Source organism: Salinibacterium xinjiangense, from assembly GCF_014645015.1.
Lineage (GTDB): Bacteria > Actinomycetota > Actinomycetes > Actinomycetales > Microbacteriaceae > Rhodoglobus > Rhodoglobus xinjiangensis.
Genome location: NZ_BMLC01000002.1, coordinates 450,267 through 472,731, shown reverse-complemented (window position 1 = coordinate 472,731; position 22,465 = coordinate 450,267). Strand labels below are relative to the sequence as shown.

Here is a 22,465-nt window from a genome sequence, read left to right as displayed (position 1 = left end):
CGGTGATGACCTGCGATCCGTGGTCACGACATCGGAACGAAAGCCACATCGACCCAGTAGTTGTGGGCAGACGTAGTGCTCAGGAACGCGTTTCCGGAGACATAGGCGCCGCCGTTTGCTGGTGTGCTCAGCGAGCCGCGCGTCATCGCCGTCCCGAGACCATTGAGGTCGACCGAGTACATTCCTGTGGTGCTGAGCAATCCGACGCGGTATTCGAGACCCGGCTCCAGGATTACCGGCGTGCTCAGGGAGGCTTGCTGCCATCCGCTGGCCGACTCACCTGAGAACGAGACCGTCGCGAGCAGCATGCCTGTGGCAGACCACAGGTATCCGGTGTGGGTGCCGGTATTCGTCGGCCCCTTGTAGAACCGGATGGTCGTCACCGTGCCGACGACCGACGTCGAGAACCGAGTGCCCACCTGTATCGTGGCCGTGTCGTTCCAGTTCACGTTCGCTGGCATTGCATCAGCAGCGAAGATCGACTGGGCTGTCACGGTGACCGGCACCGTCGTCGTCGTGAACGACCAGGATGATCCGATCTGCGTCGACCCGGAGCTTACGGTTGCGGTGTACCCCGTCAACCAGCCAAGAGGCACAGTTGGCGTGAAGGTGACACGGCCGGAATCGACGGAATACGTGCTCGTCCCTGGCACCGCACTCGTGGAGGATGTCACCGCGATCGATGCGGTTGCGGCATCCGCTCCGCTGACCGCCGCCGCGATGGAGATTGTCGGCGCGACATCGGTGGCCCCCGCCGCTGGCGACACTACCCCGACGGTGACATCAGAAGCGGTCGGCACTGGGGTCGTTGCAGGAGCCGGCATCGTTGCAAGCGTCGAGGTCGTTGCCGATACAGGAGCCGGCATCGTTGCAAGGGTCGAGGTCGTTGCAGGAGCAAAGACGATGTCCACGAAGTAGTTCGTCGAGTTCCACACGGATGCCGGCATGCCACCAGCCGCGCCGTAGAGATATCGTCCATTGCTGGTGTCTGCGGTGAGAGGACCGCTGGTGCGCGCAGCGGTGAAGTAGGACGGGGTGCTCGAATACCCGCCGTTCGGCGCGAGGTACGACACGATGTACGTCGTTCCGGCCGAAAGTCCGTACGGCGTCGAGAGAGTCGCGGTCTGCCATCCGCTCGCCGTCTCCCCGCTGAAGGTAACACTGGCAAGCCTTGCTCCGGAGGTCGACCAGAGCGACCCGGTGTGGGTTCCGGTGTTACCCGTGCCCTTGTAAAAGCGGATCGCCGTAACCGAACCTGCCTGGGAGGCACTAAATGCCATGCCGAGTTCGACGGCGCTCGTGTCACTGTTCGCTGCGATGGTCGGTGTGCCCGAGATCAACGAATACTGGGAACTCGGCGCAGTGGTCACCCCGGTGGTGAACGTCCATGTTCCGCCGTTGACAACTGTCGCGCCCACAGACACCGTCGCCGCGTACGCGGTGGATTCAGCCAGCACCACACTCGGGACGAATGAGACGGTCTTCGTGGCGGAAGAATAGGCTGAGGTTCCGGCCACCGCCCCGCCCGGACCGGTGAGGGTGATGGCCGGCGTTCCGGTGGTGCTGTCCCCCGACATAACGGCGGTCACCGAAGTCGAGGTCGGGACTCCGACCGCAGCGGGCGTGGGAGTCATCGACACCACGCTCACGGGAACCGGCGTGGAGGTGACGAACGTCACATCCACGAAATAGTTCGTCGCCTGGTAGCTCGCTGTCGGGAATCCACCAGTTGAGCCGTAAACATATCTGCCATTGGTCGTGGCGGTCGCGGTCAGGGGGCCGCTGGTTTTTGCGACGCTGAAGTAATTGGCCGTAACTGAGTAGCGCCCGACCGGCGCAAAGTAGGAGACGATGTACGTCGTTCCCGCTGTGAGCGCGAGAGGACTCGCCAACGTCGCGGTCTGCCATCCGGTCGCGGTTTCACCCGTGAAGGTCACGCTAGCGAGCCGCGTACCGGTCGACGACCAGACCGATCCGCGGTGCGTGCCGGTGTTGCCGGCGCCCTTGAAGAACCGGATCTGGGTGACCGTGCCGGCCTGGGACGCAGTGAAAGCCATTCCGAGCTCGACCGCGCTGGCATCGGTGGATGACTCGGTCACCGGGAGGCCCGAGATCAGACTGTACGACGTTCCCGTGGGTGCCGATCCAGCCGTCGTGAACGACCAGGAGCCCCCGGCGAGCGGAATTGATCCGGATGCGACGACGGCCGAGTATGTCGTTCCTGCGGCCAGTGGTGCAGTCGGAGTGAACGTCAGCGTGCTCGTGCTGGCGGTGTACGTCGTCGCTCCGGCGACCGCAACAGTGCCAGCCGAGACGGCAATGGACGGCACCGTCACTGGAGAGGTCGAGAGGACGGCACTGATCGTGGTCGACGTGGCGACTCCCGCGGCACCCGCTGCCGGGATGCTCGACGTAACCATCGGAAGCGGCGTGCCGCTGCCGCCAGGAGGGGCGAACAACACGTCCACGAAATAGTTGGTGGACGACGGTGACGAGGGGAAGCCATCGCTGTAGCCGTAGACGGCACCGCTGGCCGGAACCGTCAGGAATCCGCTCTGGTAGGCCTGACCGAAGATGGCAGTGGTCGTGGAGTAGTTGCCGCTCGTCGAGCGGTATGACGCGACGTACTTCGTGCCAGCGGTGATGGCTACCGGCTGACTGAAATAGACACTCTGCCACCCGCTGGCACTTTCCCCCACGAAAGTGGCGGTCGCCAGTGACGTTCCCGTCGACGACCAGAGCGTCCCGGTGTGCGTCGCCGTGTTCTTGGAACCCTTGAAGAAGCGCATGCCCACTATAGAACCGTCGGAGCTTGAGTTGAAGGTAACCCCGAGGGTCACCGGGCTGTCCGAAACCAGCGGTACGACCGGCACTGTCGAGGTCGAAAAGATCGACGTCGGGCAGGATGCAGCGTTCCCCGCTGCTGCGGTTGTGAAGGTCCAGGTCTGCCCGGTAGTAAGACCTCCTGCCGCACCGGTCGCGGTGATCGTCGCGGTGTAAGCGGTGCCCGGGGCGAGGGCCGTGGTCGGCGTGAGTGTGACTTTTGCCGTCCCGGCATCGAAGGTACTGGATCCGGCGACGGAGGATCCGGAGGCCGTCCTGAGTGACAGGGAGACGGTCGAGGGCGTCACCGTACCCGCCAGCCACGCCGTCACCGCGGTTGCGGTGCCGGCGCAGGTGGAGTCGGCGAGCGGGTAACGCGATGAGACAGACAGCGGGGTCACATTCTGCGTCGAGAAGAGCACGTCCACGTAATAGTTGGTGTCACGGTAGCTCGACGTCGGGTAAGTGCCGGGGTTACCAAAGACGCCGGGAGACGCCGCGCCATAGGCGTGCGGCACCGATAACGGCGGCGACAGTCTCGACCAGTACGTCCAGTAGTAGGAGCCCGACGAGTAGCGCCCGGACGGTGCGGTGTAGGACACTGTGTACTTCTGCCCTGCGGTCGCACTGACCGCGTTCGAGAACTGGGCGGTCTGCCATCCGCTTGCCGTCTCATTCGTGAAGGTGACCCGTGCCAGCAGGGCGCCCGTTGCGCTCCACAACGACCCGCTGTGATTCCCGCCGTTTGCCGCGCTTTTGTAGAAGCGCACTCCGGTAACGAAGCCGTTCACATCGGGGGTGAAAGTCAGTCCGAGTTCGGTCGGACTCGGATCGGCAGAGTCAATGACCAACGGCGTCTCCGCGCCGAAGACGCTTGCTGGTCCTGTGACTGCCAGCGGCAGCGTCGTCGGCAAGGAGGTGTTAGCGCTGTCATCGGTGGCACGCACCTTTGTCGCCTGAGCGCCCAAGCCGCTCTGGCTGTACGAGTAGCTCCACATCGACGTACCGGTCGCCCGGTGCCAGGCCGTCCCGCCGTCCGTCGAAACCTCCACGCCGGCGACGACTCCGCCCACATCCTGCGCGGTTCCGGAGACGGTCACGACCTCGCCATTGACCGGGGTGGTGTTCGACGCCGGAGCAACGATGGTGACGGTGGGCGCTGTAACGTCTGAGCTCCTGAGCGCCGCAACGAGGCCGCTCATCAGGGTCAGCGGCTGTGCCGACATGTCGGCGAGAATGTTGACCTGCGCCTGCTGCATCCGAGGGTCGGCAGGGGCACCAGCACCATCGTGATTCTGCGTGAGTCCCCACGCCCACTGGATCGTGCCGGCCCCGAAGACCAGCGCGCCGCTCGGTGCGCGGTACAGCGTGAGGTTATGAGTAGTGGTGCCGGGAGCCACGGTCGAGCCGAAATCCTGCAGAATCTGCGGCGATGGGCCCACCGTCGTCGACAGCGTGACAAGCCCGGCCGGGCTGAACCCGTTGTCGACGACTTCGTTCGATTCGTAACCGACGGTATGAGGGGCAAGAGGCTGGCTCGCCCCTGCAGCCAGAGACGTCAACGACGTACCGCGCCATAGCCTGGTCTTTCCCTGATCGGCCGTCACCGTAATCGGAAGGTCATCATCGTTCGATCTGTACATACTGCCGGTGAGGGCGTTTTCCGGCCTCCCTGCTCCCGCGCTCGGCGAGGCGAATCTTGGATCGCGCCACGTTCCCGTCCAGGTAGAACTCGGATCGAGCTTCGCGTTGCTCCACGTCTCCTTATACGAGACCAGCGTGCGGTAACCGTTGGACGTTGGGTCGACGGTCGACGCCTCGTAACGGGTGTGCCAGTAGACCTCATTGCCGGACAGAAATTGGAGGTTGACTCCCGCGTCGCGAGCCGTCTCGACGTTCGCGCGCTGGCCAGTCGACCAGTATTCGTCATGACCGACGGAGAGGAACACCCTGTGATTGAGCAGCAGCGAGCCGTTCCGATCGGTATCGACTCCGGCGGCATAGGTCAGGTCGTAGCCGTTCTGCTCCAGGAACTGCACCTGGGCGAACTCAGAACTGAAGTAGAAGTCGCGAGCCGTCACGCCCTCCCTGGTCGCAAACGGGCGGTTATAGCTGAGTTTGTATGCTCGGCTGGCGGCACCGCCCTGATAGAAGCTCGATCCGCCGTAGGTGTTGTAGGCCTGCCACGTCGGATCCGAGGTCTGGAACAGCACATCGGAGCGACTGGCGTCGTCGCGCACGACGAAGATGATGTGGCTCTCACCACCCGTATCGTTGCGGTGGAGCACAGCAATGTAAACACCGGATACGGCTGTCGAGGGGACGGCCCACGACGCGGAGATACCCCAGTTACCACAATCGGTCAGGCCGGTCGCGGCCTCGGAGGCACACGGCGGCTGGCTCTGCGGGAGAGTTGCGGAGGGGCTGACAGTGGTGATAAATCTCGCGCCCAGTCCCTGGTAGTAGCCGGTGCGGTAGATGTCGAGTCGGTAGCTCGGGGCAGGCGTGGAGACCTTGAATCCGATCGTCGCGCCCACATTGACGCTGATATCCGTTCCGAAGCCCTGGATCGTCGGATCGCCGGCGCCGCGGATGTCCCAGATCACCGGATCGGTTCCCGGCTTGCTGTTCTCGCAGACGATCCTGTTCGAAGCGAGGCCGCAGGGGTCGACCGCCGCGTCCGCAGGCTCGGCTGTTACTCCGATGAGCAGACTGGCGACGAGTCCGAAGATCGCTGCCGTCGCGACAGCAAAGCGGGCCACGCGGGATCGCGGGGCTGGCGAAACGCTCGCGGCGGGCTGGCGGATCATCGACAGTGGGCGTCGAGCCGGGAAACTCGCCATGGTCAGTACGCCCCTACCGGTCCGATGACGACACCGACTGTGCGCCACATAATGAGAAGGTCACCGAGCAGCGACCAGTTCTCCACATAGTTCAGATCGAGGCGGATGCTCTCTTCCCAGCTCAGATCTGACCGGCCGCCTACCTGCCAGGCTCCGGTGAGACCGGGCTTGATGTAGAGCCGACGCTGTACTCGATCGTCATACTGCTCGGCCTCGCGCACGAGTGGAGGGCGCGGGCCAACGATGCTCATGTGCCCCACGAAGATGTTCCACAGTTGGGGAAGCTCGTCCAGCGAGTAGCGGCGCAGCACGGAGCCCACTCGGGTTACGCGCGGGTCGGAGCGCAGCTTGAAGAGCAGACCGTTGCCCTCGTTCTGCTCGAGCAGCGCGGCAAGATCCGCCTCGGCGGTCGTGGTCATCGAACGGAATTTGACCATCGAGAACCTGGTGCCGTCCACACCGACGCGCTCCTGCCGGAAAAACACCGGACCGGCGGTGTCACGGCGGATAAAAAGGGCGATCACTCCGAAAAGCGGCGCGAGGAAGAGCAGCGCCAGCCCGGAGGCCACCACATCCATCGCCCGCTTCGTGCGGTGCTTGCCACCGGAGAATGTCGGAGTGGCGACATGCATGAGAGGAAGTCCATCTATCGTGTCGAAGCGCACCCGAGATCGGTCGACCGAATCGAGGCACCACGCGAGCACCAGCTCTGCCTGACTGGATTCCAGCCGCCAGGACAGCGCGCGCACGAACTCGCCCCCGTCCCCCGGGTGGCTGGCGAGAATGACGAGGTCAGCGTTCGCGACGGCGATCGCGTCAGTCACGGCACTCGTCCTGTCGACGGGGGACAATCCGGCCGACGCCGCGGCGCCAGTTGCCAGGAGACCCTCAGACAGAACCGCACCCGCGACCACATACCGGGGGGTTGTCGAGCGTGCGAGTTGCTCGACCACGAAATCGATGTCAGCAGCTGCACCGACGACGACGACCCGAGGCAGGCTCAGCCCGAGCGCTCGATCCGCGTCCAGCCGACGTCGCCAGAACGTGCGGCCCGCGACGAGAAGCAGAAGTCCGATGGGAAGGCCGACCAACAGATACGCTCGCAGCCCGTCGACGCCGACAAATCCGTTGACAGCGGCGAGCACCCCGAATGCCGCGAGGGTTGCGCCGACCACCCGTCCGAGTTCGCTGCTGCGACCCACAGACCGAAGCTCAGACGTACGACGGACACGCAGGGCTCCGAACCAGATCAGGGTGAACGCTGCGGCGATCTCGACCTGGTGCCCCGCTGGGCCCCAGGAGTTGAGCCCGGTCCAGATCCCAGTGGCGACGGACGCCACGACCGCGACGAGAACGACGACCAGATCGGTCAGTCGGCGAGCGTGCACCTGGCGGTGGGCCCAGGAGGCAGAAGCTGCTTTCGGAGCGCGAGTAGCTGAGGCCGTGCGCGAGGGGGCGGCCGCCGGCATGTCGATCGCGCGGGACCGCGACGACGCCAGGCCGAGGCGCAGGATGCCGCTCACTGCGTGCTCCGTGCCTGGGAGTCAGACGTGACTGACGCGAGAGGGGCGAGAAAAATTCTGTGCTGTTCGGGCTGGATTGGGCGCGCGAAAAACACCTCGGGAGGAGCGTTCATGGATTTTGCCTGCTGGGTACAGGTGGTGCACGAGCCAGCGGATTTTTCGGGTAATTGCTGACGCTTCGGTCGGGTTTCCGAAGTAAAGTCAGGTTAGTGCTGAGCGCCCACTGCGTCAAGAAAATTTTGAGTGAGAGCCGGAGCGCAAGTCGACACGCCGTGCAGCAGCATTATTGGTCCGAGATTAGACCAGCACTGTTTGCGCGTTGGTTACACAACGCTGAGGGGACAGGCCCCACTGACGGAACACTCCCTGTACTACCAGCGGTGGTGGATCTCGGCGCGGAACCGACGGTCGTACAGCTCACGGATCTGCGGGGTGAGGTCGAGCAATTTCACCGCACCCGCTGATGCGTTCGATTCGGCCTGGGCGACATTCCGAGCGCCCGGGATCACCGTGGTGACGCCGGGGAGCTGGGAGAGCCACGCGAGCGCTGCGACGGGGGCCGTCAATCCGATCTGTTCCGCGAGCGCCGCGAACTCCTGTGCTGCGGCAACGCCCTCGTCGTAGTCGACGCCCGAGAACGTCTCTCCCACGTCGAACGCCGCCCCGTGGCGGTTGTAGTTGCGGTGATCGTCGGCCGCGAACGTGGTGTCTTTCGTGTATTTTCCACTCAGCAGGCCGGAGGCGAGTGGCACCCTCGCGATGATCGCAACGCCTGCGTCGATCGCAGCAGGCAGTACGGCATCGAGGGGCTTCAGCCTGAAAGCGTTCAGGATGATCTGTACGCTGGCGACCCCGGGTCGCGCAATCGCGGTGAGTGCCTGGTCTGCGGTCTCGACGCTCACCCCGTAATGGGCAATCGCTCCCTCTTCTACGAGGGAGTCGAGGTTGTCGAAGACGGCGTCGCTCTCGATAACGGCGCTCGGCGGACAATGCAGCTGCACCAGGTCGAGGGTGTCCGTGCCGAGGTTGGCGCGGGAACGGTCGGTCCAGGCCCGGAAATTCTCCATCGAGTAGTTCTCGGGCACCTGCTCGAGCCGCCGACCTATCTTGGTGGCGATGAAAACCTCGGGATGCGACGCCGCAAAGCGACCGATGATCTGCTCGCTGCGCCCGTCACCGTAGACGTCGGCGGTGTCGAAGATCGTCACACCAGACTCGACCGACGCCTCAAGGATCGCCGTGGCATCCGTCTCGCTGACATCTCCCCAGTCGGCACCGAGTTGCCACGTGCCGAGCCCGATCGCTGAGACTGAACGGCCGAGCCTGGTCATGGGTGTTGTGCGCATCCCTCCACCCTAGGGGGCTGCGGCTCGCCCGTAGAATTGCCGGGTCGGGAGAGCAGCCGGCGGGCCTCGCCGTCGTTGCGGGGGCAGGAATGGATTCGAACTCGTGGCGCAGCCCCTGGTGCGACCATACGTCGACATCCTCGCCAAACGCGGCGGCGCATGGGCCGGACTCGTGGAGTGCGGCGGCCGCGACTCTCCCTTCCCGCGCGGGAATCCGAGGGCTAGTTGATGACGCCGGCCACGGCCTTCGCGAGCCGTTTGCGGATCAGGTGATCGCTCAGCTCTACCCTGTGGGTGGTGACGTGCCTCATCTGCTCGATGATGCTCATCGTGCCAGGGGTGAGAAATTGGTCGAGCGTGCCATAGATCACGTCGATCGGCACCCTGATCGAGGCGATATCGCTGACGGTGGTCTGGGATTCGATGCAATTCTGGAGGCTCAGGATGAACGGGGTCCAGTTTCGCTCCGAGACCTCGAGCACGTCGTTCAACTGGAAAAGGCTCGCGATCCGTTCCACATTTCCGATCGTGAACTCCTTGTTCTCCCGCATGAATTCGTAGGCGCGCATATAAGCACCGAGTCGCCACCGGGCGCGCGGATCCCCCATCTCGGTAGGCGAGAGATACACGGGCGGGCTCACCAACACAAGCCGCGACACGTGCGCCGGATGCACAGCCGCGTAACGGGCAGACAGCAGGCTGCCGAGCGAGTGCCCGACCAGCACGAACGGTGCCGTCAGATGGAGTGAGCGGATCGTGTGATGGATCGCCGCCACGTGCGCTTCGATCGTGTAGGTGGAGTGGGCGGGTGCCGGGGAGTCCCCGAACCCGAGCAGTTCGATCGAGATGCACCGATAGCGGTCTGTCAACAGCGGCACAAGCCGCTTGAACGTGGCCGCGGACGACGCGATACCGTGGATCAGGATGATGACGGGGCCATCCCCCGCATCGTCGGCGATGTTGAGCAGCGGTGTTGTCACCGGTCGAATTTTCTCGACTACCGTGCTCCACCAACCCATGGGCACAGCTTAACGTCGAAGCGGGAGGCACCGCCGGTCGCCCCCTTGCGCTGAACCGGGCTAGTTACGCAGCTCTTGCTTGACGCCGTTCTCCGCCGCGGTGGCACCAAGTTCAGCCTCGGCGCGCTCGCACAGAAACGTTGGGTATTGCCTTCTCGGCCGGAGGGCTACCGTGTTGCCATGAGGCGAATCCTGATCTTTTCCACAGCGGCAGTATGGGTCACGCTGGCCCTGGCCGGGTGTTCGGCTAGCTCGGGTGCGAGCAGCGACAGCCCAGCCATCGACAGTCCTGGCATCACCACCGAGCAGGCTCCCTTCCTCTCTCGCGACGGCGGCGAACTGACAGGCGGCGACTCGATCGCTGCAGACTCGACAGCAGACTCGGGTCGCCAGGTCATCGTCACCGGTTACGTCACCATCACTGTCGATAAGCCGGTGGATGCCGCAGCAGACGCCGTCCGCATCGTCGAACAGTCGGGAGGCCGGGTCGACGGCCGCTCCGAAACCGCTCCCGTCAACGGCAACGACGGCAGCGCGACCCTGACCATCCGCGTCCCGTCGGACACGCTGACGGCCACCCTCGACAAGCTCAGGAAGCTCGGAGCGGTGCAGGAGGTGTCGCTGAACTCCGCGGATGTGACGATGGAGACCCAGGATCTGGATGCCAGGATCACGGCGCTGAGCGCATCCGTCGACCGGTTACTCACGCTGTTGTCGACAGCCGCTGACACCGAGAATCTCATCACCCTCGAGACGGCGATCTCAGACCGCCAGGCCCAGCTGGAGAGCCTCGAAAGCCAGCGGCGCTACCTCGCTGACCAGGTCAGCCTGTCGACGGTCACCCTGAACCTGGTGTCGGACTTCACCGCCCCGCCCCTGCAGCCCGACAATTTCTTCGACGGGATCACGGCGGGCTGGGCCTCGTTCATTGCGTTCTTCGCTGGACTTCTCGTCGTGTTCGGGGTGCTGCTGCCGTGGCTCACCTTCATCGGCATCACCGCGCTGGTCGTCGTCGTGATCCTGAGACGTCGCTCGGCGAGGGCGCCCCGGCCCGCGGCAGAGCAACCGGCCAATACGCCCGCAACCGATTAGGCGAGCATGTCTTTCACCATCGGGATGACCGTCGATCCGTAGAGCTCGATCGAATGCATCATGAGTTCGTGTGGCAGCGTTCCGGCGCTGTACTTGAGGTCGAATCGCTGGATGCCGAGGGTCGAGATCGTGCTCGCGAGTTTGCGGGCCACGGTCTCTGGCGAGCCGAGGTAGAGGGATCCGTGCTCGATCTCGTTCGAGTACTCAGCCCTGCTCGTCTCGGGCCAGCCCCTCTCGGCACCAATGCGGTCGCGCATCGCCCTGTGGTGCAGCCAGTACTGTTCTGCGGCCTCGGCGTCGGTGTCGGCGATGAATCCGGGTGAATGCACGGCAATCGGGAGGTCCGGCTTCTCGAGCTGCGCGAGTGCGCGATGGAACAGGTCGACATACGGCGCAAAGCGAGCGGGGTCGCCGCCGATGATCGCCAGCACGAGAGGCATGCCGTAGCGGGCGGCCCGCACAACGGATTCCGGGCTGCCGCCCACGCCGACCCAGGTTTTGATACGGCCGCCCTCGGTGTGCGGGTACACGCTCTGCTCGGCCAGTGGCGGCCGGAGTTCCCCACTCCAGGTGACCGGCTGCTCTTTGAGCAGTTCGGAAAAGAGCGCGAGTTTCTCCTCGAAGAGCTGCTCGTACCGGCCGAGGTCGAATCCGAACAGGGGAAACGACTCCGTGAAAGATCCCCGCCCCAGGATGACTTCGGCCCGACCGTTCGAGAGTGCATCGACGGTGGCGAATCGCTGGAACACCCGGATCGGGTCATCCGAACTCAGAACCGTCACGGCAGAACCGAGATGGATGTTCTTCGTGGCAGTGGCGATGCCAGCGAGGACGACCTCCGGGGCAGACACCGCAAAATCCTGGCGATGATGCTCGCCGACCCCGATGAAGTCAATGCCGATCTCATCGGCCAGCACGGCTTCCGCGACGAGGTTGCGAATCACCTGCGCCTGGCTGATCGCCGAACCGTCGGCGTCGACCGTGACGTCCCCAAACGTGTCCAGACCGAACTCGACCTGCTGTGCCACGGTGGCTCCTTCGTATCATTGCACCATATCAATGCAAACGCATGCTTCGATAAACCATCGTTGCAGCATCTGTATTCCACGGTGACACAGAAAAGCCCCAACCCGCATGTAGCGGGTCAGGGCCTCCTGTCGACGACCGACCACCACGACCGGTCGAGGGCTATGATACGGCGATCAGGCCGAAACCGGCCGACGTGGTTTCGTTACGATGATGCCCCGAGGGCAACCATCGGAACGATCTCGACGGCGGCCGCTCGAACGCGAGCGGCGCTCGCGTCGTCCGGCTGGTCTGCGGCGTCCGCATCCGCGGCTGCCCTCTTGCGATAGAGCTCGGTCTCGCGCGCGGCCTGCTCGTCACTCCAGCCGAGCACGGACTTCGCCAGCTCCGCAACCTCAGGAAGGGCATCCATCGCCTCATCGAGGTATTCGTACACCATGCGGGTGCGGCGCATCATGAGGTCGTCGAGATGCAGCGCACCCTCGTGAGTGATCGCGTACACGATCTCGGCCCGCAGATAAGCCGGTGCATGCTCCAGCGGCATCGCGAGGCTGGGGTCGTTTTGCGCGATCTCTGCGATATCGCGGACGTTCGCTCCGTATCGGTGGAACAGGTGATCGGTCATGCTCGACGACCAGCCGAGGCCGTCGATGATGGAGCGCAGCTCCCGCTCCGCCGCCTTGAAGCCGTCTGCGCCGATAAGCGGGATGTGCTCGGTCACCGAGGGGCGGCCCTTCGCGGCTGCCCCGAGGGAAAAGTCGACAGCATCCTTGGCCATCACTCGGTAGGTGGTGAACTTGCCCCCGGCGATCGAGACCAACCCGGGAACGGAGGATGCGACGGTGTGCTCGCGTGAAACCTTCGCAGACTGCGTACCGGTCTTCGTCCCCGGCTGCAGGAGCGGGCGGAGTCCCGCCCAGGTTCCGACGACATCGGCATGGCTGATCGGGCGTGCGAGCACCTTATTGGCCTCGGCGATGACGTAATCGATATCGGTGGCGGTGGCGACCGGATTCATCAGGTCTTCGGTCCACGGGGTATCGGTCGTGCCGATCACCCAATAGCGCGACCACGGGATGACGAAGAGCACACTCTTGGACGTTTGCAGGATGAGGCCCGCGCTACCTTCGATACGGTCGCGGGGTACGACGATGTGGATGCCCTTGGATGCGAGTACGCGCAGCCCACCGTCATTGCCGGCCAGCGACTGGGACTCCTCCGTCCAGACGCCGGTCGAACTGATGACCGTTTTCGCCTTGACCGTGAAGGTCGACCCGGTCTCGAGGTCCATCAGCACTGCACCGTCGACGGCTCCCGCCGCATTCTTGGTGAGCTCGACGACCTGGGTCCGGGCGGCAGCGTGGGCGCCACGCTCGACGGCGGTTCGCAATACCGTGAGCACGAATCGAGCGTCGTCGACGTTCGCATCCCAGTACTCGATTGCACCCACCGCAGCATCCTTCGCGAAATCCGGGAACGTCTCGTTGAGGGCCTTGCGTGACAGGTGGCGGTGGAAGGGCAGTGCCCTTTTCCCCGTTCTGGCGCTCGCCAGCAGGTCATAGAGCATGATTCCCGCGCCCACGAACAGTCGTTCGAAGACGCGGTGACGCAGTGGGTATAGGAAGGGGATCGGCCGCACCAGATGCGGCGCGATCTCGGTCAGTAGCAGGTCTCGCTCCTTCAGAGCCTCGAGCACGAGCTTGAAGTCGAGCATCTGCAGGTATCGCAACCCGCCATGCATGAGTTTGCTCGAGCGGCTCGAGGTACCTGAGGCCCAGTCCTGGGCCTCGACGACCGCGGCAGACAGCCCGCGGCTGACGGCATCGAGAGCGATGCCTGCTCCCGTCACTCCCCCGCCGATGACGAGGATGTCGAGTTCTTGGCCGGGCTTCACGCTGGCAGCAAGTCTGGCCAGCGCGCTGTCGCGGGTTTGGGCGGTAAGGCGGCTATCTGTCATGGGATTATTCCTGCACGTCGATTCGCTTCGCGCCGTGTCCGGCGGTTCAGTCAGAGTATTACGGGGTCGCGGGGCGGTGACCGAAAGGCCAACCAACTTGCACGTACGTGCAGGGCGCTATTTTTCGTCTTTTTCGTCCGAGTCCGTGTACTGGCCCTCGATTCCGTCGCGATCGTGGGCATCCGGATCGGACTCGACGTCGGTGTATTCGCCCTCGATGAGGCTGTCAGAGGCGGGGTGGCCTTCCTCCGCCGTGTAATCGCCGTGCACTGCCACGGCGTCGGGAGCCTGCCCATCGACCTCGGTGTAACGACCCTCGACGTCGGGCGATTCACTTTTCTTATCGTGATTATTCTGTTCGGTCATGAGGAGCTCCTTCGCTCGGTGATCATGTGCGCGACTACGACGTCCGCGTTGCTTCTGACGCTAACCCGGCTTCTGTCGCGAGCGCTATGGCTTGACCATGTGTGCAGAGGCATGCTCGATGTCGCTCATTGCGCTCTCGAGAAGGGCCCTCGCCGAGCCCTCATCGATGACCAGGTCGGTCACGAGCTTGGCGGCGAGTGCCCCCCGGAGACTCGCGACCTTCGATGCACCCGAGACCACACAGATGCGTCGCGGCGTGCGACGCAACTGGTCGAGGTCAGGGCCGCTCGCTCGATCATTGAGATGAATGTCGCGGTAACTTCCATCCGCACGGTAGAAGACCGTGGCACAATCGCCGACGACCTGTGCCTCGTCGAGCATCTCGAAATCCCTGGGTTCCAGGTAACCCCCTATGTAAACGTGACTGGGCACGTCGGCGAAGGGAGATCCGAGACCGAACAGCGCCACGTCCATGCGTGCCTGCATGTCGAGCACACGTCGGGTGCTGCGCTCGCGCCACAGTGCCTCCTTCGTACGAGGATCGTCGAAGAATGCCGGCACCGGGAACTGCTGGCTGGTCCCGGAATACGCGTCACCGAAACGACGGAGCATCTCGCTCGCATAGACAATGCCGGTCGTCTGGTTGTTGCCCGCCCCGTTCAGTTGAACGAACTGGACGTTGTGCAACTCTTTCGGCACGAGGTGTCGGCTGATCGCCGTGAGGGTCGAACCCCAGGCGAGACCGACCACCATATTCGAATCGAGGTAGCGGTCGAGCATCCTTGCGGCCGACATGCACACCCTCTCGAGTCGATCGACGTTGCTCGCATGGTCGGGTACGGGAACGATGTGGGTAGCGATCTGGAAGCGCTTCTGGATAGCGTCTTCGAGACTGGACGACCCTCGATACGGTGAGCGGATCTGTATGTCGACGAGGCCGGTCGACCGGGCGAACCCGAGAAGCCGGGAGATGGATGAGCGGGAGGTGTGCATCTCCCGAGCAATCGCATCCATCGTCAGATCCTGCAGGTAATAGAGGTGGGCAGCTCGCAGTGCTTCGCGAACCTTCTCCGGCTGATCGGCATCGATTCGGTTCGGCATCATTCTCCCTTGCACGTATGTGCGCGATCGCTGACAGGTTTACCTGTGACAAATGTACCCAGCCTGACCGGGTGAGGACACGCTTGCGCTCGGGATGATGCACGAACGTGCACCGTGGTTCTCTTGTTGAAGCCTCACTGACGCGGATAGCGTCGGGGGGCAACATTCAAACCCCAATGTCGTGGAGCCTGACCCCAGGCCAGCATCGGCGCAGAATAGGACAGTCAACGTGGACAATCTCGGTGTGGTAATTCTTTCAGAAATAGTGGGGACGGCCTTGCTTGTCCTCCTGGGAACGGGAGTGGTGGCCAACGTCGCCCTCGCGAAGAACAAGGGCTTCAACGGCGGATTCCTGATGGTCACCATCGGATGGGGACTTGCGGTCTTCGCTGGTGTCATCGTCGCCTACAACTCGGGAGCTCACCTCAACCCGGCCGTGACGCTCGGGCTCGTCGCCAACGGCGTGACCGAATTCGGATCGGGCGTTCCCGTCAACCTCCTCTCAATCCTCGCCTACATCGGCGCGCAGCTGGTCGGAGCGATCCTCGGGGCCGTCTTCTGCTGGCTCGCATACAAGAAGCACTTCGACGATGAGCCCGACCCGGCCAACAAGCTCGGCGTTTTCGCAACGGGACCGGCCATCCGCAGCTACGGCTGGAACTTCGTGACTGAGGCCATCGGCACGTTCGTGCTCGTGTTCGTTGTGATCGCGTTCGGCGGTGGACGCCAGGGAGACGGCGGTCTCGCAGCCCTCGGCGCCCTACCCGTCGCGCTGCTCGTGATCGTAATCGGCGTCTCACTCGGTGGGCCCACCGGCTACGCGATCAACCCCGCGCGCGACCTCGGCCCGCGAATCGCCCACGCACTCCTTCCCATCAAGGGCAAGGGCGGAAGCGACTGGAGCTACTCCTGGGTTCCCATCTTCGGCCCGATCGTAGGCGGGGTGCTGGCGGGCTGGGCAGCGCTTGCTCTCCTGCCCATCCTGACCGCTGCAGCCGGCGCCTAGTCCCACCCCAGTAGCGACCATCCAACCCAACGAAAAAACAACGGAGTTTATCCTCATGAGTGAATACGTCATCGCTATCGACCAGGGTACGACATCGACCCGGGCCATCATCTTCGACAATTCGGGATCGATCGTCTCGTCGGGCCAGCTCGAACACGAGCAGATCTTCCCGAAGCCGGGCTGGGTCGAGCACGACCCGAATGAGATCTGGAACAATACGCGCGAAGTCATCGGCAAGGCGCTCTCTGCCGCCAACCTGACGCGACACAACATCAAGGCAATCGGCATCACCAATCAGCGCGAGACTGCCGTGGTGTGGGACAAGAACACCGGAGAGCCCGTCTACAACGCCATCGTGTGGCAGGACACCCGCACGCAGTCGATCGTCGACCGATTTGCCGCAGATGGCGGCGTCGAACGATTCAAGCCCATCGTCGGGCTTCCACTGGCCACGTACTTTTCCGGCACGAAGATCGTGTGGATCCTGGAAAACGTCGAAGGTGCGCGCGAGAAGGCTGACGCTGGCGACCTGCTGTTCGGCACCACCGACAGCTGGGTGCTGTGGAACCTGACGGGTGGCGTCGACGGTGGCGTTCACGCAACCGACGTCACCAACGCCAGCCGCACCCTGTTCATGGATCTCGTGACCCTCTCGTGGCGCCAGGATATTCTCGACCTCTTCGGCGTGCCCCTGTCGATGATGCCGGAGATCCGCAGCTCGTCCGAGGTCTATGGAGTTGCCGAGCCCAACAGCCTGCTGCGCGAGGTGCCCATCGCCGGCATCCTGGGAGACCAGCAGGCAGCCACGTTCGGCCAGGCCGCGTTCGACGCCGGCGAGGCGAAGAACACCTACGGCACGGGTAACTTCCTCATCTTCAACACGGGCGAGGAGATCATCCACTCGCAGAACGGTCTTCTCACCACCCTCGGCTACAAGATCGGCAATGAGAAGCCGCACTACGCGCTCGAGGGCTCGATCGCTGTGACCGGGTCGCTTGTGCAGTGGATGCGTGACAACCTGGGCCTGATCAAGTCGGCCGACGAGATCGAGTCGCTCGCCGCAACCGTCGACGACAACGGCGGCGCCTACTTCGTTCCGGCCTTCTCGGGGCTGTTCGCCCCGTACTGGCGGGCAGACGCGCGCGGTGCGCTCGTCGGTCTCACGCGCTACGTCAACAAGGGGCACATCGCTCGCGCCGTACTCGAGGCGACCGCCTACCAGACGCGCGAAGTGCTGGATGCGGTCAACGCCGACTCGGGCGTGCCGCTCACCGAGCTGAAGGTCGACGGTGGAATGATCGCCAACAACCTGCTCATGCAGTTCCAGGCGGACATCCTGGGCGTACCCGTCGTACGGCCGGTCGTCGCGGAGACGACCGCGCTCGGCGCCGCGTATGCCGCTGGGCTCGCCACCGGGTTCTGGAGTGACATGGACGACCTGCGTAAGAACTGGCAGGAAGACAGCCGCTGGACCCCGAGCATGGATTCGGACGAGAGCGAGCGCCTGCTGCGCAACTGGAAGAAGGCCGTCACCAAGACCTTCGACTGGGTCGACGACGACGTCCAGTAAAACCTGCAACGTCCAAAACCGGTCATCCACCACAGTGGTGGATGACCGGTTTTGGCGTTAGAGGGGCCTGCAGCGCCTCAGAGCCGGGCGAGCAGCTCGATGTCCTGAAGGAATTCCGCTGCAACATCCCGCGAGACTGTGGCCCGCGTCGCCGAGATCGCCTCGAGGTAGTCGAGAGTGACCGGACCCGTCGCGATCGTCGCCGGATCATCCGGGTAAAAGGTCTTCTCCAACGCACTCTGGGAAGCCTTTCGCGCCGCGAACTCGATGTCCGCCGGCGAGAATCCGTCCGTGCGCTTGACGAGTTCGCCGAGATCGATGTCACCGGCGGCTGTGGCGGGGATGTATCTCTCCCAGATCGAGCGTCGGGCATCCTCATCCGGCAACCCGATCGGGATCACGTAGTCGAATCTACCGTGACGCAGGAACGCCGAATCTAGCGCCCTGATGAAGTTGGTTGCACACACGAGCAGGCGATCCGGCTGTTCCCGGAAGGCGGGGATGATCTTCAGCAGCTCGTTGGTGACACCCTGCAGCGGCGATGGCGGCTCACCACTGCGCTGTGCGGCGATCTCCTCGACTTCGTCGATGAAGACGACGGCATGCTCGAGGTCGGCGATCTTGAGGAACGTCTCCCGCAGGGCACCCGCGAGCCCCTTGGGGTCGACGGCCAGCCGCGACGGGAACACCTCGATGAACGACCACTCCAACCTGGAGGCGATCGCCCTGGCAAACGTCGTCTTGCCGGTTCCGGGAGGGCCGAAGAGCATGACGGCGCGAGGCGGCACCACTCCGTAGCTCTCGGCGAGATCGGGTTTGGAGAGTGGCATCACGAGTCGCCGCTCGAGCAGCTCCTTCTCGGCAGCCATGCCACCGATCTCGTCCCAAAGCCCACGGGCCATCAAGCGCCCGCCGACCTCCGACAGCACGCTGAGTTCTTTGCGCTGCACAGGAATCTCGCGCTCGAAGTACCGCAGATTCTTCTTGACCTGAAAGCCCTGGTCGACGAACGCATCGACTCGCATGGCGGTATCGGGCAGCAGAGCCGAGAGCTTCGAGAGGCCATATGGCGCCATCTTGCGCTCCAGCGCCCCGAGCATCGCGCGGCCCACGCCCTTCTCCTGCCACGCCAGGGTGGTCGAGAGGAAGACGATCCAACCCTGGGCGTGGGCGGCGCGACCAACGGCCGCCCCAATCACCTTCTCATCATGGATGGCGACGACAGCATGATCTTCCTGGCACGACGCCAGCACCTCCGAGAGCCCGTACACGGGCTCTGCGGGCGAATCGCGCATCTCTTCCCAGAGGTGCAGAATGCCTTCCACATCTTCAGGATGGAAGTCTCTGACACGAAATGACGGCATGGAATTCTTCTCTCACTCGTACGGATCGGCTGCGGCTCAACCAAGATCATGGCGAAGGCCTGGACAGATTTTCGGCAACCGGTGGGTGGCGCGAGATCGACGCACCGAGTGAGAGGCGCCGCTGTGGGAGCAGTCTTACACAGACTGCTGAAGAGAAGCCATAGCGAGCCAGGCGAAAAGACTGACGTGCGCGGTGACAAAGACCGTCTGAGCCAGCCCGGTGACCCTGTAGTGGAACGCGACGAACCAATATCCGGCCGCAATCGCGAGCATGGCGATCGTTATCACCCGGACGATCGGGGCAGGATCGTCACCCGCCACGATCGCACCGATCTGATAGAAGGCAATGACACCCCAGGGAACTATGCCCACGGCGGCTCCCTAAGCGAACGGCCACCGCCCGCCCGAACGATCGTGCAGCAGGAGAAACAGGCGGGCTGCTGCCGTGAGTGAATAGAGCACGACGAGGGCAGCGAGATCCCGTATCCCGTTCAGTTGCGCGATGAGAAACACCGTGACAGCCGATACCTGCGACCACTCGATCCACCTGATCACCTGAGCCGGCCACAGTGCTGAAACCCCTCGGCACAGCGCCGAGAATGCGAGCAGCACGATGGCAGCCACACCCAGGTTCACCGTTGCCAGCGTGATGCCATCGTCGAGGTCGACCGTGACAGGCAACAGCAGCGGTCGCGCATTCGCGACGGTGACGCCCACCACAACGGCTTCGATCGCGAGGGTGGCGGCAGCGATGGCCGGGATGACTCGAGAAGTCATGGCCTAACAGTAGGGCAGTCGAGCGACCGCGAACGGGGCCACTAATGGTGGTGGACCCCAGGAGTCGTGAACGCTCCACCTCCTCTTCGTCGCCCGCGCTCCAATTGTCGCCATAAAGCCCCGATTGTCGCCATAAAACAGGGTTGATCCGCGTAAACGTTGCGTGACAGGGGCGTCAGAGGCGGTTCTTACGACGGAGTTTTCGCGCTAATCGGCACTCTTCGCATTCAATGCGTGAGCCAAAGGTGACACGACCAGACAGCCGCAGCGCTCACCAGCACCGCCGCTTTCTCGGCCGTTTGCGTGCGAACGGATTCGGCAGAGATCTTCGGGGTTGCGGTCATGGAGAGACGGCGATCAGCGCGGATCGCTGTCTTGTCCCACACCCGCAGAAACGTCTTGTCGTACACCCGCAGAAACGCGCACTCGGTTTTGTCGGCCAGGTCTATTCCTGAGTTGGCCTTGCGATCACAGCCCGGCCAGTCCTGCCACAACCACTCCTTGCTCACGGTACGGCTCCTGGTCGGTTCAGATGAGCGGGCCTCGGCATGACGGCATCGTGTTACAGAAAGCTGGACGTTGCAAAAAGCCGATCCTTCTTTACACTCGTTTCTCAAACACCATCCCGGGACGGTTCAGTGCGCACTGCGACACCGCGTGGGTCCACGAAGTCACTATAAGAAAGACTCGGGAAAGGTCCGAACTATTAGGGACATCGGCGTAACGCAAACGGCCCCCGACGCCGCAGCGAGCTGCGTGGACCTGGAGGGGTGCGACGCCGGGCCGCCGTCCGCCGCGGTTAGAGCGCTTCGGCGCGCGGGGTGATGAGCAATTCGGAGATACGTCGCCGATCCATCGCGGTTACCTGCAGCGTGACCTCATCAAGCTCGACGACATCTCCGACCTGCGCTAATCGGCCGAGCTGTTCAATCACGAAGCCGGCGACAGTATCAGAGGCACTGAGCGGCAGGCGCACCCCGGTCGTCTCCTCGAAGTCCTGGAAGTTAAGACGGCCGTCTACGGTGCCACCTTCCGAGGCAAGGTCGAGGGGTGCAGTGTCCGTGTCGTACTCGTCGAAAATTTCACCCACGACCTCTTCAACGAGGTCTTCAAGGGTGACAATGCCATCTGTTCCGCCGTACTCGTCAACGATGACGGCAATGTGCTGGCCTTCCGCCCGCATCATCGTCAGGGTCGGAAGCACTCGCGCTGTGGCCGGCAAGTAAGAGATCGGGCGAACAATTTCCCGCACAGCCCTGTCCGGGTTCTCCGCAATCGCTTGATAAAGATCACGCACGTGCACGAAGCCGACGATGTCATCGATGGAGCTGTCAAGCACTGGGTAGCGCGAATATGGTTGCTCACGCGCCATCACAGAGACCTCGCGCACCGTCCCGGCGCCATCCAATGCTGCCACCTCGGGCCGGGGGCGCATGACCTGGCTGAGCTGACGGTGGCGCAGAGAGAGAACGTCGTCGAGGATACGTCGTTCGTCTTCGGGCAAACCCTCATGGCTTGACACGATGTCCCGCAACTCTTCTTCAGACATCTCCTCGCCGGCCTTGTGTGGATCCCCACCAAGAACGCGGACAATCACATTCGTCGATACCGACAACAGCCAGATCACCGGCCGCATCAGCACCGCAAACCCGTTGAGAATCGGCGCAACCGCGTAAGCGAACGCCGCGTTTCGTTGCAGGGCCAGGCGTTTCGGGACGAGTTCACCGAGAACAAGAGAAAGATATGCGATCAGCAGAGTGAGGATGAGTGTTGCCAGGGTGGCCGATACCTGCTCAGTCAGGCCCAACGAAACAAAGAGCGGCACGACGGAAGGGGCTATCGAGGCGGCTCCAAAAGCGGCCGACGCGAATCCCGCCACGGTCACTCCGATCTGAACCGCAGCGAGGAATCTATTTGGATTTCGCGCAAGAGACGCGACCTTCTCGCCGCGCTTTCCGCGAGCGGCAATCGCGTTGACTTGGCTTTCGCGAAGAGTGACGAGAGCCATTTCGGTTCCGGCGAAGACACCACCGACCAGAACGAACACAATGACAAGCACAATATTTACAGCAAGGTCGCCGTTCATGACACTTCGGCAACCATGGAGCGGGTCGCGCCCGGCGTGATCCGGGCGCCGGGATGGTGACCGTCGACAGAGGAACTTTCGGCTGTTTTCTCCATGCCAAAAGGCTAACGGAGCATGAGGAAGAAAAACGTGAGAAGCCTCCTCCTGACAGCAGAACCACAGCAGAACCCCGCAAACAGTGCCCTCACCATCCATCGTCTCCCTGTGAATGTCGGGGCTGGCCCTGTTCCCCGGTTCCTGTGACGGCGGGATACAGACGTCAACTCCCGGGCCTGGGATTCCCTGCTGAGACGACGCGCATCACTCGACGCTGGCCTAAGCGTGTGAATTCAACCAAGGCATCCGGGTTGAATTCGACCATCAGATGCTGGGACATGCCTCGAAATCTTTCGAGCTCCTGTGCCTGATTTGTTTCATGCGAGACCCCTGCGCGGTATCCCTTTGGAACCACTCCTATCGCCCGACGCTGCCTCAGCTCATGACATTCCCTGCGGCACGTTCGGGCGGGTCCATGGGTGTGCCGCACGGTTGGGTGACAGTTTCCTGTCACGCAGCCAGTGCGGCTG

16 protein-coding genes are annotated in these 22,465 nt (G+C 63.4%); 3 read left to right on the top strand and 13 right to left on the bottom strand.

Annotated elements, in window-relative coordinates:
- Positions 1–23: 23 nt before the first annotated feature.
- From IEW81_RS08955 to IEW81_RS08940, 4 genes are all read right to left on the bottom strand, one after another.
- Entirely contained in the window at positions 24–5,666 is a 5,643-nt protein-coding gene (locus IEW81_RS08955; protein ID WP_229671320.1) for a DUF4082 domain-containing protein, read from the bottom strand.
- Between the two features lie 2 nt (positions 5,667–5,668).
- The gene (locus tag IEW81_RS08950) at positions 5,669–7,189 is read right to left on the bottom strand and encodes a sugar transferase (protein WP_097059576.1); all 1,521 of its coding nucleotides are present in this window, start codon (positions 7,187–7,189) and stop codon (positions 5,669–5,671) included.
- Between the two features lie 371 nt (positions 7,190–7,560).
- Positions 7,561–8,535 carry an aldo/keto reductase gene (locus IEW81_RS08945; protein ID WP_218839957.1) on the bottom strand — a complete coding sequence of 325 codons (975 nt, stop codon included), beginning with the start codon at positions 8,533–8,535 and terminating at the stop codon, positions 7,561–7,563.
- 221 nt (positions 8,536–8,756) lie between these two features.
- Positions 8,757–9,515 carry an alpha/beta fold hydrolase gene (locus IEW81_RS08940; RefSeq protein WP_229671319.1) on the bottom strand — a complete coding sequence of 253 codons (759 nt, stop codon included), beginning with the start codon at positions 9,513–9,515 and terminating at the stop codon, positions 8,757–8,759.
- Positions 9,516–9,734: 219 nt separating this feature from the next.
- On the opposite strand from IEW81_RS08940, the gene IEW81_RS08935 reads away from it, so the two are divergent.
- Positions 9,735–10,646, top strand: coding sequence for a DUF4349 domain-containing protein (locus IEW81_RS08935; protein ID WP_097059573.1), 912 nt, complete (start codon positions 9,735–9,737; stop codon positions 10,644–10,646).
- Here the strand turns inward: IEW81_RS08935 and IEW81_RS08930 are convergent.
- From IEW81_RS08930 to IEW81_RS08915, 4 genes are all read right to left on the bottom strand, one after another.
- The gene (locus IEW81_RS08930) at positions 10,643–11,674 is read right to left on the bottom strand and encodes an LLM class flavin-dependent oxidoreductase (protein ID WP_097059572.1); all 1,032 of its coding nucleotides are present in this window, start codon (positions 11,672–11,674) and stop codon (positions 10,643–10,645) included. The two genes, IEW81_RS08935 and IEW81_RS08930, sit on opposite strands and share 4 nt — an antisense overlap.
- Before the next feature lie 203 nt (positions 11,675–11,877).
- Positions 11,878–13,629, bottom strand: coding sequence for a glycerol-3-phosphate dehydrogenase/oxidase (locus IEW81_RS08925; protein WP_097059571.1), 1,752 nt, complete (start codon positions 13,627–13,629; stop codon positions 11,878–11,880).
- A 117-nt stretch (positions 13,630–13,746) separates the two neighbouring features.
- A complete protein-coding gene (locus IEW81_RS08920; RefSeq protein ID WP_097059570.1) occupies positions 13,747–13,995 on the bottom strand; it encodes a hypothetical protein in 249 nt (82 codons plus the stop codon).
- A gap of 84 nt (positions 13,996–14,079) precedes the next feature.
- Positions 14,080–15,096, bottom strand: a complete 1,017-nt coding sequence (locus IEW81_RS08915) for a sugar-binding transcriptional regulator (RefSeq protein WP_097059569.1) — start codon at positions 15,094–15,096, stop codon at positions 14,080–14,082.
- 277 nt (positions 15,097–15,373) lie between these two features.
- On the opposite strand from IEW81_RS08915, the gene IEW81_RS08910 reads away from it, so the two are divergent.
- Together IEW81_RS08910 and glpK are read left to right on the top strand one after the other, a co-directional pair.
- Complete coding sequence (locus tag IEW81_RS08910; protein ID WP_229671318.1) at positions 15,374–16,102, top strand: MIP/aquaporin family protein; 729 nt, start codon at positions 15,374–15,376, stop codon at positions 16,100–16,102.
- 55 nt (positions 16,103–16,157) lie between these two features.
- Positions 16,158–17,672 (top strand): glycerol kinase GlpK, encoded by a 1,515-nt coding sequence (glpK, locus tag IEW81_RS08905; protein ID WP_097059567.1) that lies wholly within the window; start codon positions 16,158–16,160, stop codon positions 17,670–17,672.
- A gap of 77 nt (positions 17,673–17,749) precedes the next feature.
- Here the strand turns inward: glpK and IEW81_RS08900 are convergent, their stop codons facing one another.
- The 5 genes from IEW81_RS08900 to IEW81_RS08880 form a co-directional block, all read right to left on the bottom strand.
- Positions 17,750–19,036 (bottom strand): ATP-binding protein, encoded by a 1,287-nt coding sequence (locus IEW81_RS08900; protein WP_097059566.1) that lies wholly within the window; start codon positions 19,034–19,036, stop codon positions 17,750–17,752.
- A gap of 135 nt (positions 19,037–19,171) precedes the next feature.
- Positions 19,172–19,408: a hypothetical protein gene (locus tag IEW81_RS08895; protein WP_097059565.1), complete on the bottom strand. Its 237-nt coding sequence runs from the start codon at positions 19,406–19,408 to the stop codon at positions 19,172–19,174.
- A 9-nt stretch (positions 19,409–19,417) separates the two neighbouring features.
- Positions 19,418–19,813: a hypothetical protein gene (locus IEW81_RS08890; RefSeq protein ID WP_097059564.1), complete on the bottom strand. Its 396-nt coding sequence runs from the start codon at positions 19,811–19,813 to the stop codon at positions 19,418–19,420.
- Positions 19,814–20,040: 227 nt separating this feature from the next.
- On the bottom strand, positions 20,041–20,322 hold the full coding sequence (locus IEW81_RS08885; protein ID WP_097059563.1) for a hypothetical protein: 282 nt from the start codon (positions 20,320–20,322) through the stop codon (positions 20,041–20,043).
- A 290-nt stretch (positions 20,323–20,612) separates the two neighbouring features.
- Positions 20,613–21,899 (bottom strand): hemolysin family protein, encoded by a 1,287-nt coding sequence (locus IEW81_RS08880; protein WP_097059562.1) that lies wholly within the window; start codon positions 21,897–21,899, stop codon positions 20,613–20,615.
- Positions 21,900–22,465: the final 566 nt, after the last annotated feature.